Consider the following 16,494-nt stretch of genomic DNA (forward strand, 5'->3'; position numbering starts at 1 on the left):
GCCGTATTCGGACCGACCGCCCGGCCCACAATCGCATGTCGTACGATCGGAAGGTTAATCACGAAGAGCTGTCCGGGGGACAATCCGGACAGCTCTTCGATCCAATGATTCGACCGGATGGAATGATGACTTTATGCGGGCCAGAGGGTCTTTGCGTTATAAACCCGTTCAGGGCGTTTGCCGTCCATCCAGGCCACCAGTTCCACACCGAGCTCAGCCACTTTGGCCGGTGACAGGTAGGGATCGTAGGCAATGACGCGCCTGTTGCGCATGAGGACGGTATCCATGCTGAACGCGCCGATGCTGTTAAAAGATCCAATAAACTGCCGGATTTTCCCGCAACCACTAAATCGTTATTTCTTCTGACCGTAGGTCTTGAATTTCTCGCCAACGACAGCCATCTGGTCATTCGACAAAATGACCGGCTCGCCGATGCATTTGGTCTGGTAGTAAAGCCGCGCCACCAGTTCGATTTCCTCCGCGGCGGTAAAAGCAGTGGCGATGTTTGCGCCAACCGTCACCAGGCCGTGGTTTTGCATCAGGCAGGCGTTATAATTCCCAATCGAGCGAATGATGTTGTCGGCCAGCTCGGGTGTTCCAAAGCAGGCATACGGCGCGATCGGGACCTTGTTGCCCGAAAATCCCACCAGGTAATGCACGGCGGGCAGCTCCCAGCCCAGGCAGGCAATGGTCGTCGCATACACCTGGTGGGTGTGAATGACTGCGGTGATATCGGGTCGGGATTTGATCAGGCCAAGGTGAAAATTGAATTCACTTGAAGGCAGCTTGTTGCCATCGACGACTCGGCCATCGATCGTCATCACCACCACATCCACCGGCTCCATATCGAAATAGTCGATTCCGGTCGGCTTGATGGCCACCAGGCCTTCTTCACGGTTGTAGATGCTCAAGTTTCCGCCCGAACCGGTGGTGAGGTTCGATGTGATCAACTTTCGGCCGTACTTTACGATTAACTCACGTTCACGCTCTAAAAGCATCCTTTTCTCCTTTGGGGCATTTTACTTTCCACTTTATCGGCAACATTACAAATTTTCAATAGTGAACAATTGTAATGCTCAGGGTAACAAAAAACACCTCTATCCCGGTCGCCCGGGCACAATTCAATGGTGTTTTTGATTCTGAAATCTACTTGCGGTCTTACAGTTGATACGGACCTTATAATAAAGAAACGATCCTAATATTAAAAAGGTGGGGCTTGAGCGATATCGTTCTCGTCACGGGGGCATCTGGATTGGTCGGTGCAAATCTGACCCGCGCTCTGCTGAAGCAGGGGCGCGACGTTCGAGCGTTGGTGCACGAAGATCGCCGGGCTTTGGAAGGTTTGGAGGTCGAGGCCGTTCAGGCGGACATTCGTGATCTGGAAGCGCTTGAACGAGCGCTGGCCGGCGTGGATGTGGTCTACCACCTGGCCGGATCCATCTCGCTAGAGATGGACTCCGGCCCTGAAATGGAAGCAGTCAACGCGATGGGAACTCGAAACGTGGTGTCCGCCTGCCTGCGCTGCGGGGTACGGCGGCTGGTGCATTTCAGTTCGATCGATGCCCTGAGTCCGCAACCTTACGATGTGCGGGTGGACGAAACCCGGCCATTGATCGATGAGGATCGTTCGGCGGCTGAATTCGAGCGAATCTCGCCCTACCAGCGTTCCAAAGCGCAAAGCGAGCGCGAAGTTCACGCCGGCATCGATCGGGGTCTGGATGCCGTGATCCTGCGGCCCACCGCGATATTCGGCCCGAATGACTTCAAGCCCTCCTTTATCGGCCAGGCGCTGATTCAACTGGCCCGCGGGCGCATCCCTGCCCTGGTGCGCGGCGGTTTCGACTGGGTGGACGTGCGCGATGTGGTAATGGGCGCATTGCGCGCCGAACAGATTGCCCCCACCGGCGCCCATTACCTGCTTGGCGGCCACTGGCAATCCATCCGCGAAGTCGCCGAACGAGTGGCCGCCGTGACCGGCCAACCCGCCCCGCGCTTCAACGTCCCGATAGAGCTGGCAGATGCCTTCGCGCCGGTGATGCTGAAAATGGCCCACTTCAACGGCACTCACCCGATCTATACGAAAGTGACCCTGGACGCGCTGCGCGGCAATCGCCAGGTGAACTGCGCGCGCGCAACCCGCGATCTGGGATATACCGCCCGCCCGCTGGACGAAACGGTGCGCGATACGCTCAACTGGTTTCATGAACACGGTTACCTGGCAGCGAGACATCCATGATCGAAGGCAAACTGAACTTCTTCGTCGTTCTGGCAGGATTGGCCGTGGCCGCGGGCGTCTTTGCGGCCCTGTTTTTCATCAGCGCGCCTTACGGGCGGCATCTCCGCCGGGGCTGGGGCCCGCTGATCGCCAACCAGTCCAGTTGGATCATTATGGAATCGCCGGCCGCGCTGGTATTTGCCGTCTGCTTCGCCCTGGGCAGCGTTCCCCGGAATTTGCCCATCCTGGTCTTCTTCGCTTTGTGGGAACTGCATTACATCCACCGCGCATTCATCTATCCCTTCACCATCCGCGACGGGCACAAGAAAATGCCCATCGCGGTGATGCTGATGGGCTTTGCCTTCAACCTGGGCAACGCCTATGCGAATGGTCGTTTCCTGTTTACTTTTTCGGGTGGGTATCCGCAGCGCTGGCTCATGGATGCGCGTTTTTGGGTGGGAGTCATTCTGTTTCTGACGGGTACCATCCTCAACCGCTGGGCCGACCTGACCCTGCGCAGTCTGCGCCAGCCCGGCGAAACCGGTTACCGGATTCCCTACGGCGGTCTGTTCCGCTGGATTTCCTGCCCCAATTACCTGGGCGAAATCGTCGAATGGTGCGGTTGGGCCCTGGCGACCTGGTCGCTGCCTGGGCTGGCCTTTGCCGTGTGGACGATCGCCAACCTGGCCCCGCGCGCCCGTTCACATCACGCCTGGTACCATGCCAACTTCGCGGATTACCCGGGCGAGCGCAAAGCGCTGATCCCGGGGTTGTGGTAGGGCACTGGATGTCATCGGGATGCTGGCGGGTGTGAAATGAGAGATCACCCGCCCCCAACCGATTGATCTTAAGCTGTAGATCATATTCGGCGGGAATGTTGATTATCCCGCGCGCCTCAGCGAATTTTCGCCATTCCGGAACAGTTGAGTCATACGCATCGCGTAAATTTAATCTACCAATCAAACGGTCATCCCCGAATTTTAGGATTCGAGTTTCTCGAAGGGAATCAGCAATTTAGGCGCACAATGATGGCCGTCTCCATCAACGCTTCATAAGTACCTGACTATCCAACCTTGCGAGCACTGAAGTTCAACTCTTACCTGTGCTTTTCCAAACAATGCCATGGAATACCTCCTATGGGAAATTTCAAATGACATCTAACAGTTCTTGGGCAGCCCTGTCTCTACTCGGATCGGCGTAGCCGGCGCGCAGGCTAAACCATCCGATCAACGAACCGAACTGCTGGCCGGTATACAGGTAGGCAATAAAGGTCGTTCCAGTTTACGCGTAGAGTTCCCCAAAGGCCGTGTCTGGATCGATAACAGCTCCCGAACCATGGTTCGTCCCGGAAGCAAAAAAGGCGCGTCCAGGTTTGGACGCGCCCTTCGAATGAACCATGGACCAGCGCATCGCTCTGCGATTTGACGATGCGATCCTGCTGGATTTTTCAGCCCTTCAAATTCTTAGCCCTCTTCCAGGGTCTCACCACCGGCAAGGCCGTTCAACACTGCCTCGGGAGTCAACGGAAAATGGTCGAACCAGACACCGGTGGCGTCATAAACGGCGGCCGTGACCGCCGGCGCCAGGCACATATTCATGACCTCGCCCAGGCCGCGCGCCCCCCAGGGACCACGCGGGTCGGGGATTTCCAGCACCTGGATGTCCATTTCCTCCGGGATATCCAGCACGGTCGGCACCAGATAGGTGGACAGGTTCGGCGTGAGAACCCGGCCGTCTTTCTCGACGAAGTTCTCCAACACCGAGTAGCCGACGGACTGCACCAACCCACCCTGGATTTGCCCGACCACCTGCTGCGGATTGATGGCTTTGCCCACATCGATGGTGCAGTAGATCTTTTCGATTTTCACCTGGCCGGTTTCCAGATCCACCGCCACCTCGGCGGCCTGGGTGGTATACGCATAAGCCACGTTTGGGTCGCACTGCCCGGTTTCCGGGTCGGGCGCGGTGGTCTGGTGCGGCCAGTAGGTATGGTCCAGGTGCACAGGGCGTTCTTCATTCGCCCACATTTCCAGGGCTTTCTCGGCGCCTTCTTTGATCGCGTTGCCGATGAAGAAGGTCATGCGCGAGGCAGAGACCGAGCCCGCATCCTTCACCTGGGCGGTATCCGTAGAGACCAGTTCGATCTTTTCCATCGGCAGCCCGAGCGCGTCGGCGGCCATCTGGGTGATCACCGTGTGTGCGCCCATGCCAACTTCGCTGGCGCCGTGGCGGATGACCGCCCGTTCGATCTCGTTTTCACCGAACAGATCGATGCCAATGGTGCAATTCTCCGGGTAGCCGTACGAGAAGCCGACGTTCTTATGCGCGCAGGCGAGCCCCAACCCGTGGCGCACATACGGTCGATCCGGATCGGTTTTCGGCAGAGGATGGGTGCGTTTCCATCCCGCGGAGGTGTCGCTCCAGCCGGCTTCCTTCGCGCAGGCCCGGGTGACTTCTCGGATGGTCACGCCCGGCGGGAAAGGTGTGCCCATGGTCTGGAGCGAGCCTTCCTTCGCCAGATTGCGCATGCGCAGTTCCATCGGGTCCATATGCAGCGCGGCGGCCAGTTTATTCACCATCTGCTCGGCGCAGTAAACCCCCTGTGGACCGCCAAAGCCGCGGAATGCGCCGCGCGGTACGTTGTTGGTGTAAACGTCATAGGCGTCGACTTTGACGTTGGGAATTTCATAGGGCCCCAGCGAATTGATCACGGTGTTGCTGCTGACAATGCTGGTCGTGAATTTATAAGCGCCGCCGTCGGCTAGCATTTTGACCTCGGCTGCGACGATCTTGCCTTCCCTGGTCGCGCCCCAGCGTGTGAAGAAGCGGAAGGGATGGCGTTTGCAGTGCCCCAGGATCGATTCTTCCCGGGTCCAGACCACCTTGACCGGCCGGGGATTGCCCATACGCTTTAACTTCAGGACAGCCAGGGCCACGATGATCTGGACGGAGATATCCTCGCGCCCACCAAAGGCCCCACCCGTCATCGGGTAGATCACGCGCACCTGATCCTCGGCCAACCCGAGGGCGTGCGCAATCTGCTTGCGATCTTTCGTACCCCACTGACCGGTGGTCACCACCGCCAGGCGGCCTTCCTCATCCAGGTAGGCCAGGCCGGACTCGGTCTGCAGAAAGGCGTGTTCCTGGGCGGGCGTGTTCAGAACGGATTCGACGATCACATCCGCCTGCTGAAAACCCGCTTCGATGTCCCCGTTGTACAGTTTGTGGTGACTGAATACGTTACTGCCCACGTCCGGGTGCAGGATCGGGGCGTCCGGCTGCATGGCTTCTTCCACATCGCAAACTGCCGGCAAATCCTCGTATTCCACCTCGATCAGATCGCGGGCCTTTGCGGCGATGGCTTCGGTTTCCGCAACCACGGCCGCGACCCGGTCGCCCACAAAACGCACCCGATCCGTATAGGGCTTGTCGCTCTGGCCGCAAAGCACGGGCTGATCGTACGTGTAATAGCCGAACTCATTGCAGGGCACGTCTTTGGAAGTAAGCACAGTGAGCACGCCGGCCAGCGCCTCTGCCTTTGAGGTATCGATGCGCTTGAGGATGGCATGCGGCCGGCGGGCCATCAGCATCTTCATGTAGGCCTGTCCGGGCATCACCATGTCCGAAGCGAAGACGGCTTCGCCTTTTACCTTTGCTACCGCGTCAATCCTTTGAACAGACTGGCCAATATATTTCATGATCTTTTTGTCCGATCTGAATATTCGGGGTTAAGAAATTACCTCATTTGTAGTGTAGTCGAATATTCAGCGCAAGATCAATTGAGGATTGCAAGGAAATTAAGGGTAATATGCACACTTGACATTTTGATTGTCATTCATGCGATTTGTCAGACAACATCGGGCGCTTCGACCTAAACCGTTACCTCCAGCCATTCCACCTCGCCATCCCGCAGAAAGATATGCCGGCTGGTTTCAGCATCCAGACGATTGTCCGGAACGTGGCGCTGGCCACCCTCGCGCAGGTGAACGCTGATGCCGGGTTGTTCGGCTATGCGCAGAACGATTGGGACCTGACAGAATGAGTAGGCCAGTGAACCGGCCGGCAGTTCGATCCGGCGGGGCTGTCCGGCCGGATCCAGGTATTCGTACACGGACGGTTCGCGCAGCAGTTCGCCGCGATCGAACAGCAGGAAATCAAAGGCGACGCAACCATCCATGATGACCAGGCCCAATTCGGCCTGCCGCGCCAGAATTTCCTCTTTGACCATGCCGGTCATGCCGGGCTGTTTCGCGCCCTGGCCGCGGGGGGTGTGCGAGTAGGGGTCGGTGGGAAAAGCGCCGTACTCCGCCGGGGTTTTGTTGAAGCACTGACCGGCGCGAATGTCGGCATAGCAATCCCGTAATTCGGAAAGACTCGAGGCGTTTCGGGTGCGCAGAATGGTCTCCTGCACAGCCAGCAGCAACTTGGAAACCATATGCCAGTAGATGCTTCCCAGGCCTTCATAGGCGAAGAAAGTACCCGAGCGGCCGGTGAACTGATCGTGATGGAAAGTCGATTCGAACAACACCTCGATCGCTTCACAATCCCGAGCTGCCAGGTCGGCGAAACGCGCCTGGTGTTTCAAGGCCTCCAGTGCGCGCCGCACATCCTTCAGGTTGCGAATCTTACCGGCAAAATGAAAGTCGCCGTTTTCATCCCGAACCAGCAGGCTGTCATCGCCTGCGCGCATCAACTCACTCACCAGGGCCAGATCTTCGACCTGATCCGGCGCGAGACAGTTGCGTTCGACAAAGCCTTTCAGTTCCCGGTCCGGATAAAGGATGTAACTGTACTGGCCCGGCAGGAAGAGCGGTCCGCGGCGCAAGCTTTTTAACAACGCCAGCGACTCGGCGCCGTCGAGCAGCCCGGACGACAGGATCGCGACCTGACCTTCCAGCATCTCGTACAGAGGACTGATCCTGGCCGCGCCCGGCTCGAGGTGCAGAACGTTGTAAGAGTGATATAACCCATCCTCGCGGCGGTTGGCGCGCAGGGTGTGGTCACAGTAACGCAGCGTCCGATCGAGAAAATCGATGATTTCCGGCGCGGATAATTGAGCATTTTCTCCGCTGAGCCCATGCTCGTAATAATTCCAGCGGTAGTCGCTGCCCGCCTGCCCGAGTTCGTCCATCAATGCTCGCCGTGTTTCCGGGGTGAACCCGCCCTGCAGGCAGGATTCCGAATCCTGGAGGATTTTCCCGACCCGGTCGAAGAAATCGCGGATCTCGGCGCGCACCGCCAGATTTACGCAGCCGCTTTGCTGTAACAGGCCGCGCGCGAAAACGATGTAGCGGCGCAGATAAGCCAGCGTGACCAGCGACAACCCCTTGCCGACCAGCGCGTTGTTGGCGTCGTTCCATTCCGGGCGCTGCGTGTTCATCCAGATGCCGCCCTCCGGTACGAAATTCGCCAGCTTGGCCAGCAGCAGGGTGAGCAGTTTTTCAATCAACGTCGCGTGCAACACCCGGCCATCGGTCGATTGAACCAGCTTTCCGTCGCCGCCCTGTTCCTGGGCACGCTTTTTGATCGCCTTATCCAGTTCCCTATCAAAAGAGATCGTGTTGTACGGATCGCGCTGCAGCTCGGCATAGGGTTTGATGCGGTATGGCACATTGGCGTAACTGAACAGCGCCCGTGAAAGATCGTTCTGCAGGCGTCCGGGATGGAATTTAACGCTGATTTCCATCAACTTGAGCAGATAGATGATCTGGTGATCGCTCCAATAGCCGATGTTGGCCCACGGATTGTTCGGCTCGGGCACCTCCCAGTCGATGCCGCGCCGGGTGATGCGGTAAGGGTTGTAGCCATCCACCGTGGTGGCATTCAAAAAAGCCGAGATCATGCCTTCGGTATATTCCGGATAGGAATAAGTCAGGGCCTCCCAATTTTGGAAGATGTCGCGCCAGTTGCCTTCGTAGTCGTACTTCAGCGAACCGTCCTTCTTTTTGAGATTGATCGAGAATCGGTTCCACGGGCGGCTGGGATCGCCGTGACGGCGGGAAAATGCCAGCGGCAGATAGGCATGGGTAAGGCGGGTCAAATCCGCCGAACCGGTTCGTTCGGCCAGGCTGCACAGCTCCTGGATGGACAGACGGAATGGAAGGCTTTCAAAGAAAGCCGCCTGATCGGCCAACACCTGCCGGTTGAGCGCGCCAACATAATCGCCAAAGTCCTCTTTGCGGATCGTGTATTGATCCGGAAAATAACCGCCGCGCATTTCATTGAACATCACGTTGCTGAAATGATGCGCCGCGTGCAGGGCATGTTGGGATACCTGCAAACCGTCCGCGCTGGCCACGATCCGCACCAGGCCGGCCGTATTTTCAGCCAGGTCCTTTTCCAGCAGCGCCGATAACTCGAGCGGATTCTTCTTCAGCAGATTGCGCAAGTGCACCACCGCGGCTGCATCCTGATGGACATCCGCTGCCAGATGCCAGGCTCTGCCTTCGCCGGCCGCCAGTTCGAGGTGGCTGTTCACGAAGTAAGCGCCGCGCGTTCCGCGCATCTCCGTCTCCGTTTCCATGCGCTGCCCGGCGCGGAACGCATCCAACTGGCGCGAAGAAAGCAGATAAGCCCTTGCATCCAGCCCAACCTGCCAGACCACGCTGGACAGTAAGGATTCGCTCGGTTCCGCCAGATCGGTCAACGCTGAATTCAGGGTGTAGAGACCCAGCCCGTCGGACGGGTTGAGTTCGTTGCGTTTGTACGCGTCCAGCAGCGGACTCAGGGCGGTTTGCATCCAATCCGAAACATTCGCCGGCAACAGGTTTTGCAGCCCATCCAGCACTTCCACCCGGCAGGGCGCCGGGCTATCGTTGAGCAACCAGCCGGTCTTCACAAAGCCGAAGGTGTCGCCGGTGCGCCAGGCGTAGCGGTAAGTCAGGTTCAGGTGATGGTTGATCTCCTCGAAGACCAGCATCGTCCCGGGCACATTTTTATACAAGTTCCGTTGGATAGCGTAGAACCCCTGCTGGCGTTTCGAGAACGGCTCCCATAGGTACGTTTTGCCGGCGCGTTCGACCAAAAAAATTGCCTTGGCGCCGGTGTTTTCGTTGTTTTCGCTCAGTTTATCGACCGTGTAATATGGAAACAGCGCCTGCTCGACGTTGACCCGCCCGGCCGTAAGCCCGCCGGTGGACGCAATGAACAGCCAATGATTGGAGCTGCTGACCAGGCTCATGAAGAACGGCGGCATGGCGTCGTAATCGGAGATCTTGAAATACTTCTCGCCCTCCAGGCGGACATATTCACCTGAAACGCCGTGTTCCACCTGTTGTTGTAAGGTTTCACCCAAAAAGATCGGGCGCGATGTCGCGTTCATATTCTTTACTCCAATTTCCGGATTTCTTCTCAACCTGAACGCGGTGTCATTTGCGCCAGGAAAATCCCGATTATCCTCTTCAGAATGGCCTTCATTGGGTCACTTTTACCCAATCGACCAGCATCCGGGCCTCGCCCCGTTGAATCGACTGCACGGTAGATTCAGGCAGGCCGAAATAGGGCTGGCGCACGCCGTTGACCTTGAATGGGTAATTGCCGCCGAGCGCAAAATTCAGAATGAGGAATTTCGGGTTGTCATAGGCCCACGGGCCAAAGACCTCGACCATCGGGCGCGTCACCCGGTACACCAGTTCACCATCGATTCTGAATAGCAGCCCATCCGCCGCCGTCCAATCGACGGCATAGACATGCCAGGATGTGGCATCGTTCTGTGGCGGAAAATAGCGGTTGTTGACAAGGCCGGCGTCGCCGGAATACCCCGGCCCGTGCGCGGCCACGCTGGCCCAATCGGGCTCGCCGACATTCTCCATGATGTCGATCTCGCCGCTTGCAGGCCACGTTCCCAGTCCCAGCAGCCAGAAAGCCGGCCACAATCCAACCCCGGCGGATAACCGGATGCGCGCCGCGATGCTTCCGTAAGTAAATTCCACCCGGCCGCGGGTGTGGAGGCGCCCGGAGACAAAATCGAAGCTTTGTCCCCCGGTTGTGCGGGTTCCCGGCCGCCAGCGTGGGTGCAAAACCAGCGCCCCATTGGCGTTTTCAGACTCACCGGAAATCAAGTAGAGTGTCTCCGGCGAGTCGATATACGCCTGCTGCTCGTGATTGGTCACCTCGCCGGTGATCGCCACGTTCCACTTGCTGCGGTCGAGCTCCCCGGCGGTGAAATCGTCGAAGAAGATCGTTTGGCCGGCGCCAGAATTTGCATGCATGTCGGTTGTTTCCATATCCCTCAGTAATAAAAAGCCAATGAATAAGATCTTAAAGGCGGTTGGCTCACTGCGCCTTTTCGAAAACGCGCACATAGTCCACCAGGTACTGCCTGGGGAAAGTCACATCCAGGCCGATCGGTCCGGGCAACTGCCCACCGACCGCCAGGTTGAGGATGATGAAAAAAGGCTGGTCGAAGACCCATTCGCGGTCGCCCACGTCGGCGCGCTTGACGGTGTGGTACAACTGGCCGTCGAAATACCAGTCGATTTGCCCTTCCTGCCATTCGATGGCGTAGGTATGAAAGTCGTCCGCGATATCAAACGTTTGCCGGTTCCACATGGAGATACCCAGCGCGCCGGAATAACCCGGTCCGTGGGCGGTGCCCATGATCAAATCCGGCTCCTTACCGATGTATTCCATGATGTCAATCTCGCCGCAATCCGGCCAGTTGGAGCCATCGAAAGTCGAGCCCAGCATCCAGAAGGCCGGCCACATTCCCTTTCCCGCCGGCACCTTGAGGCGCGCTTCGATCCGCCCGTACTGGAAATTTTGCAGTCCCTTCGTCTTCAGGCGCGCCGAAGTGTAATAGGAGCCTTCATACTTTTCCTGGCGCGCCTCGATGACCAGCATGCCATTCTCGAGGCGCGCGTTTTCAGAGCGGCCGGTATAATATTCCGCTTCGCCATTGCCCCATCCCCCGGCGCCGAGATCGTAGGTCCAGTTTTGCGTATCGATCTCCTTGCCGTCGAACTCATCGCTCCACAGCAGGCGATAGCCCGGCGGAGGGGTGATCTTTGACACGGTCGCGGTCCCGGCGCAGGCGGCCAGCAGACTGACCAAAACAAGGACGAGCGTGACTCTGGTGAACTGGCGAACGAATAGACGGTGGGGCATGGCAATCTCCTCACGAAAAGAATTCGAATCGGTTGAACGGAGCTGGGGGCCTCCCGGGATCGTTCCATTGGAGCGGACCGGGGAGACCCTTTGTTATCCGGATTTCTAGCCTTTGACCGCTCCAGCCGTGAGGCCGGAGATGATGTAGCGCTGTAAGAACACGAACAGGATCAGCATTGGGAAGGTCAGCATCAACACGGCCGCCGCCAGGGTGGGCCAGTTGCTGCCATAGACGCCCTGGAAGACAATCAATCCGCGCGTGATGGGATAATAATTCTTGTTGGTCAGATAGATCGTCGGCGCGATGATCTCGTTCCAGATGCCGATGGCGTGCAGCACGATCACGGTGGCAATGGCCGGCCGGATCAGCGGCAGGACGATCGCCCACACAAAGCGAAAATAACTGCATCCTTCCAACGCCGCGGCTTCATCCAGTTCGCGCGGCAGGGTCTTGATGTAGTTCACCAGGATGATGATGCCCATCGGGTTGACCAGGAATAACAGGATGTAGCCAATCGGATTGTTGTACAGGCCGATGTTGAGAATGAGCTGGAACTGCGGAATGAGGGCCGGCGGCAGGAACAGGGCGATGACGAACAGGGTGAGCAGCCAGTTGGCGTGCTTGACGTAACCGCGCGCAATTGGAAAGGCCACGAAAACAGCGGCCGCGATGTAAATGGCGGTGGCTGAGAAGGTGTACAGGATGGTGTTCACCAGATATTTGGCGAAATTGGCCTTGTTCCAAGCATCCACAAAATTCTTGAAGTGCAGTTCCGTTGCCAGGTTGGTGGCGTCTTTCATGAAGGACGGCATGGTCTTCAGCGAGGTGTTCACCAGCATGAGCAGCGGGCCCAGATAAGCCAGCGCCAGCAGGAACAGGAAGAAATAGGATCCGATGAGGCCCCAATCGACGGGCTTGCGAGACATGGATTTCGAAGGGGTTATCGCGCTCATCCCATAATCCTTTCTTCCCTGCGGCGCAGCAGAGTCTGCGTCAGCATGCCAATCACCAGCACCAACGCGAACAGGATCATCGAAGCCGCCGCGGCGTAACCCTGGCGGAAGCTGGAGGTGACGCTGCCGGAGGTCTGGCCGAAACCGGTGGCGTAGATCAGATAGCCCAGCACCTGCGTTCCGTTGCGGTAACCCAGCAAAACCAGGAATAACTGCCAGGCCTGCAGGCTGCCGATGATATTCAGCAGCAGGTTGGTGTTAACGCTGGGGGTCAGCAGCGGCCAGGTGACGTTGCTAAATACCTGCCAGGTGTTGGCGCCGTCGATGCGCGCCGCCTCGTACAGCTCAGAAGGAATGGTCTGCAACCCGGCCAGGAAGATCACCATGGTGACGCCCATGTTGGCCCAGATTTGCACCACGATCACCCAGGCGAAGGCCTCGGATGGTAAGCCGCCAAAGAATTCGGAATGCGCGCCAAACAGCGCGAGTAGCTTCGCGACCGGCCCGCCCATCGGATACAGAAACAGCGACCAGATCATGCCCTGGATGACCGCGCCCAGGATGACCGGCATGAAATACAACGTGCGGAAGAAATTGCGGAGCCGGATACGCGGGTTGTTCAGGATGACCGCGGTCGCCAGGCCCAGCCCAAACTGAAGGGTGGTTACGAAAAAGCAAAAGATCAGCGTGCGGCCCAGCGCGGCCATGTTATCTTTCGAGGCCTGCCCCATCATCAGGAATTCCTTGTAGTTGGCCAGGCCAAGCCAATGTACGGCCGCACCTTTTAGACCGGTGGCATCGGTCAATGAGTAGACGGATGTTGCCAGCGACGGCCCCAACGAGATCAAGAAGTAGAAAGCGATCCCTGGTAGCAACATCAGATAGGGGGTCAACCTGGACCAACCCCGACCAAAGTGGTAATTCATACGGACCCTCCTCCCTGGCATCCATAAGTCAGGCCTCCCACTGGGCAGTGGGAAGCCTGACTGCACGATAGGTACTATTTTATAGCGTCGAGGCCAGCCTGCAAGTCGGCCTGGACTTTATCGGCAAGGGTCTTGGGATCATCGTAGGTGCCGAACGGCTTGAAGTAGGAAGCATACGGGTTGGCGAACTGACCGGCGCCCTTGGGAGCAACCCAGTACTGTTCGTAGCCCACGCGGAAGTTGGCCAGGTAGGGGGCCACTTCACCGCCGATCTTGGTGTCGAGCTTGGCGGTCGGCTGGGTGGGGATGAAGCCCACGGCATTGGCGAAAGCCTGGTAATTCTCAGGAGCCGAGAACTCGGTCAGGTAGTTGATGGCAGCTTCCTTGTTGGGGGTCTTGGCGGCAATCGCCCAGCCCTGGTCGTACTTGCCGAACAGGTACTTGTTATCATCGGCGTTGTCGGAACCCGGGAAGGGGATGTAACCCCAATCAAAAGCCGGTTCAGCAGCTTCGATGGCGGAAGCATACCAGGTGCCGCCGGGGAACATGGCCACGGCGCCCGAAGCAAAGCGGCCAGGAGCCGCATCGCCGGCCACGCCGGAAGCGCCCTGTTCCATCATATCGCGGGCGTAGATCTGCATCTTTTCCCACATACCCAGCGACTTCTCATCGTTCCACTTGATCGTGCCGGTCCACAGGCCTTCCACCAGGGCAGCCTGATCGGGGTAGGTCGCGCCGAGCAAACCGTAGGCGCCCACAAAGATGGGCCAACCGTCTTTACCGCCGGCGGTCATGCAGGGGGTGCCCGCGGCAACGAAGGTCTTGCAGGCGGTCACGAGTTCACTCCAGGTGGTCGGGACGGCCAGTTTGTTGGCGGTGAACAGGTCTTTGTTGTAGAAGATGCCGCTGTAGGAAACGCGCCCGAGGTTGACCTCATAGACCTTGCCGTTGTAGCTGCCGGCGTCCTTGAGGGTGGCTTCGTCGTAGTTCTTGGTGAAGGGTTGGTCGGTGATGTCCATCAGCAAACCAGCATCGATCAACTGCTGCCAGTTGGGGGCATCCACGTTTTTCATGTAGGACTGCGCGCCGTTGGCGAAACCGAAGATATCGATCACATCGATGTCGTTGGCGGTCAGGCGGGTCTGGGTGACGGTGCTCAGGTCGTTGGCGTTCACGACCGCCATATCCACGGTCACGTTCGGATACTTTTCCTGGAATTTAGCGTTGAAATCTTCCATGAAAGTGACCATGGGCGGATTCTGGTGGACCAGCACGCGCAGGGTCACTTTTTCGGTGGAGGCCGCCGGAGCCTGAGTGGCTGCGGGCGCCTGAGTGGCCTCGGGGGCGCCGGAAGTGCTGTCAGCCGCAGGCGCCTGGGTGGCGGTCGCGGCGGGGGTCGAGCAGGCCGTTAAGGCCATGCTCAGGACGACCAAAATGGCCATGACGAACAAAATCGACTTTCTCATCTTCTTTGCTCCTCTTGAAAATCGAACCGGGTGAATTAGAAGGTACGCATCACGGATTGCGAATGCGTGGAAGTGGAAGGGGATCCGAGAGAAATTTCGATCAATCTTTCTCCTTTCGAACCGTTATGCGTGCTTACGAACAGGGGAGAGAAATAGCCAGGGTTCCTTGCGGCTTGCCGCGCAGTTCTCATGCAGTAATTTGGAACCGCTTTAATTTCATATCTATTATAGGAAACCACCCCGCCGTGCGCATGGAGGAATCCGTGCGGAAGGTGGAGGATTCATAGCAGCCGGGCAGAGCTGCACGGTCCAGTCGTTATAACGCCGTAATCGTTTTCTGCGTCATTGGCAGCCCATCCGCCGGCAGGGGTGAGGCAGGAAAAATCAAGAGAGCCTTGCCCGGAAACGACATGCTCCGCCCTTACCAAATTGCCTTTCAGGGCACAGGCTGCACTAGCCTCCTCAAACCACGCTCTTTTCAATCAAAGTACAAAAACAATAAAAGTACCTTGACAGACATAGTAATATGTTTTATAATACCAATATCGAGGTGATCCTATGAGTGACAACAAAATCACATCCGATCTGCTGCGCGGGCATACCGATACGATGATCCTGCGGCTCCTCTCCGAAGCGGATCGCTACGGTTACGAGATCGTCAAGCTGATCGCCGAACGCTCGGGCGGCGAGTATGAACTGAAAGAAGCCACGATGTATTCCAGCGTGCGGCGGCTTGAGGAGGACGGTGATATCGAGTGGTACTGGGGCGATGAAACCCAGGGCGGAAGGCGCAAATATTTCAGGATCACCGAAAAGGGTAAAGCCACTTATGCCCGCAACAAGGGCAACTGGGAGTACGCCAAACGCGTACTGGGCAACTTATTGTAAAGGAGATCCGATTATGAACGAAAAACTTAGCGACTACTTGAACGGCGTTTTTGCACCGTATGATGGGTTGAAAAGTGTGGATGACCTGAAGGCCGACCTGCTGAACGATTTGCAGGAGCGCTTCCGCGAACTCAAAGCCGAGGGCAAGGACGATGAAACGGCATACGCGATGACCATCGACAGTATCGGTGACATTGAAGAAACGGTACGGGAGGTGGTCAACCTCTCCCGTTCGCTGGAACGTCAGGTGCTGACCAACTTCAGCGCCAGCAACCTGCCGGGCAGTGATTTCGCAGGCATCACCGCGCATCATGGAAAATTTGACGCGAGCGCGTTACGCGGCTCCGATTTTTCAAGCGCAGATCTGACCGGCAGTTCGTTTTCGGCCAGCGACGTTCGCGAAGCCAACTTCAAGGGCGCCAACCTGACCGGCAGTTCTTTTTCAAGCAGCGATGTGCGCCAGGCCAACTTTGATGGCGCAAACCTGACGGACTGCACACTGTATGCCAGTGACTTTACCGGTGCAAGCTTCAATAAAACCATCCTGGTGCGCACCAGTTTCAACGCGATGGGGCTGACCGGCACAAAATTCACCGATGTAAAACTGATCGATGCAAAGATGAACGCGGCCGACCTCCGGGAAACCACCTTCGAAAATTGCGTCTTTACCGGGGTGGACTTTACGAATTCCGATTTGCGCGGGGTATGCCTTGATGGGCTGACCTTTATCGGGGTCAAGTTCAACAAGTCGGCGTTGAATGAAGCCACGTTTAAGGGTGCGACATTGAAAAACGTGTCCTTCCTGCCGGGATTTGTCTTGACGAATAAATTCTACCGTGCCCTGAAAACCATCCGGTTTGAAGGCGCGAGGATGGATAAATTGACTTATGCCGCGCTCAAGGGTCTGGGAGTCGATTTAACCGGGGTTACCGTTATTTAG

Annotated in this window: 13 protein-coding genes; 4 read left to right on the forward strand and 9 right to left on the reverse strand. The window is 57.5% G+C overall.

From position 1 onward, the window contains the following. Window positions 1-131 precede the first annotated feature (131 nt). Both LARV_RS20440 and LARV_RS17860 read right to left on the reverse strand, forming a co-directional pair. Window positions 132-287 carry a hypothetical protein gene (locus LARV_RS20440; RefSeq protein ID WP_172797920.1) on the reverse strand — a complete coding sequence of 52 codons (156 nt, stop codon included), beginning with the start codon at window positions 285-287 and terminating at the stop codon, window positions 132-134. Window positions 288-353: 66 nt separating this feature from the next. Next, window positions 354-998, reverse strand: coding sequence for an L-fuculose-phosphate aldolase (locus tag LARV_RS17860; protein ID WP_075074919.1), 645 nt, complete (start codon window positions 996-998; stop codon window positions 354-356). 218 nt (window positions 999-1,216) lie between these two features. Between LARV_RS17860 and LARV_RS17865 the strand changes: the two genes are divergently transcribed. Together LARV_RS17865 and LARV_RS17870 are read left to right on the forward strand one after the other, a co-directional pair. Then, a complete protein-coding gene (locus LARV_RS17865; RefSeq protein ID WP_172797921.1) occupies window positions 1,217-2,236 on the forward strand; it encodes an NAD-dependent epimerase/dehydratase family protein in 1,020 nt (339 codons plus the stop codon). Continuing rightward, window positions 2,233-2,994, forward strand: a complete 762-nt coding sequence (locus tag LARV_RS17870) for a DUF1295 domain-containing protein (RefSeq protein ID WP_075074920.1) — start codon at window positions 2,233-2,235, stop codon at window positions 2,992-2,994. Before LARV_RS17865 ends, LARV_RS17870 begins: the two co-directional genes overlap by 4 nt. 684 nt (window positions 2,995-3,678) lie before the next feature. On the opposite strand, the gene LARV_RS17875 is transcribed toward LARV_RS17870, so the two are convergent. The 7 genes from LARV_RS17875 to LARV_RS17905 form a co-directional block, all read right to left on the reverse strand. Continuing rightward, window positions 3,679-5,913 carry a xanthine dehydrogenase family protein molybdopterin-binding subunit gene (locus LARV_RS17875; protein ID WP_075074921.1) on the reverse strand — a complete coding sequence of 745 codons (2,235 nt, stop codon included), beginning with the start codon at window positions 5,911-5,913 and terminating at the stop codon, window positions 3,679-3,681. A 173-nt stretch (window positions 5,914-6,086) separates the two neighbouring features. Then, a complete protein-coding gene (locus LARV_RS17880) occupies window positions 6,087-9,536 on the reverse strand; it encodes a hypothetical protein (protein ID WP_152031842.1) in 3,450 nt (1,149 codons plus the stop codon). A 91-nt stretch (window positions 9,537-9,627) separates the two neighbouring features. Further along, window positions 9,628-10,425: a glycoside hydrolase family 16 protein gene (locus LARV_RS17885; protein ID WP_075074922.1), complete on the reverse strand. Its 798-nt coding sequence runs from the start codon at window positions 10,423-10,425 to the stop codon at window positions 9,628-9,630. A 64-nt stretch (window positions 10,426-10,489) separates the two neighbouring features. Beyond that, a complete protein-coding gene (locus tag LARV_RS17890; protein ID WP_075074923.1) occupies window positions 10,490-11,320 on the reverse strand; it encodes a glycoside hydrolase family 16 protein in 831 nt (276 codons plus the stop codon). A gap of 105 nt (window positions 11,321-11,425) precedes the next feature. After that, the gene (locus LARV_RS17895) at window positions 11,426-12,274 is read right to left on the reverse strand and encodes a carbohydrate ABC transporter permease (RefSeq protein ID WP_083522686.1); all 849 of its coding nucleotides are present in this window, start codon (window positions 12,272-12,274) and stop codon (window positions 11,426-11,428) included. After that, a complete protein-coding gene (locus tag LARV_RS17900; protein ID WP_075074924.1) occupies window positions 12,271-13,200 on the reverse strand; it encodes a carbohydrate ABC transporter permease in 930 nt (309 codons plus the stop codon). The genes LARV_RS17895 and LARV_RS17900 overlap by 4 nt, the downstream gene beginning before the upstream one ends. A 74-nt stretch (window positions 13,201-13,274) precedes the next feature. Further along, entirely contained in the window at window positions 13,275-14,666 is a 1,392-nt protein-coding gene (locus tag LARV_RS17905) for an ABC transporter substrate-binding protein (protein WP_075074925.1), read from the reverse strand. Window positions 14,667-15,224: 558 nt separating this feature from the next. On the opposite strand from LARV_RS17905, the gene LARV_RS17910 reads away from it, so the two are divergent. Then, window positions 15,225-15,554, forward strand: coding sequence for a PadR family transcriptional regulator (locus LARV_RS17910; protein ID WP_075074926.1), 330 nt, complete (start codon window positions 15,225-15,227; stop codon window positions 15,552-15,554). Between the two features lie 13 nt (window positions 15,555-15,567). After that, a complete protein-coding gene (locus LARV_RS17915) occupies window positions 15,568-16,494 on the forward strand; it encodes a pentapeptide repeat-containing protein (protein ID WP_075074927.1) in 927 nt (308 codons plus the stop codon).

The organism is Longilinea arvoryzae (assembly GCF_001050235.1).
Lineage (GTDB): Bacteria > Chloroflexota > Anaerolineae > Anaerolineales > Anaerolineaceae > Longilinea > Longilinea arvoryzae.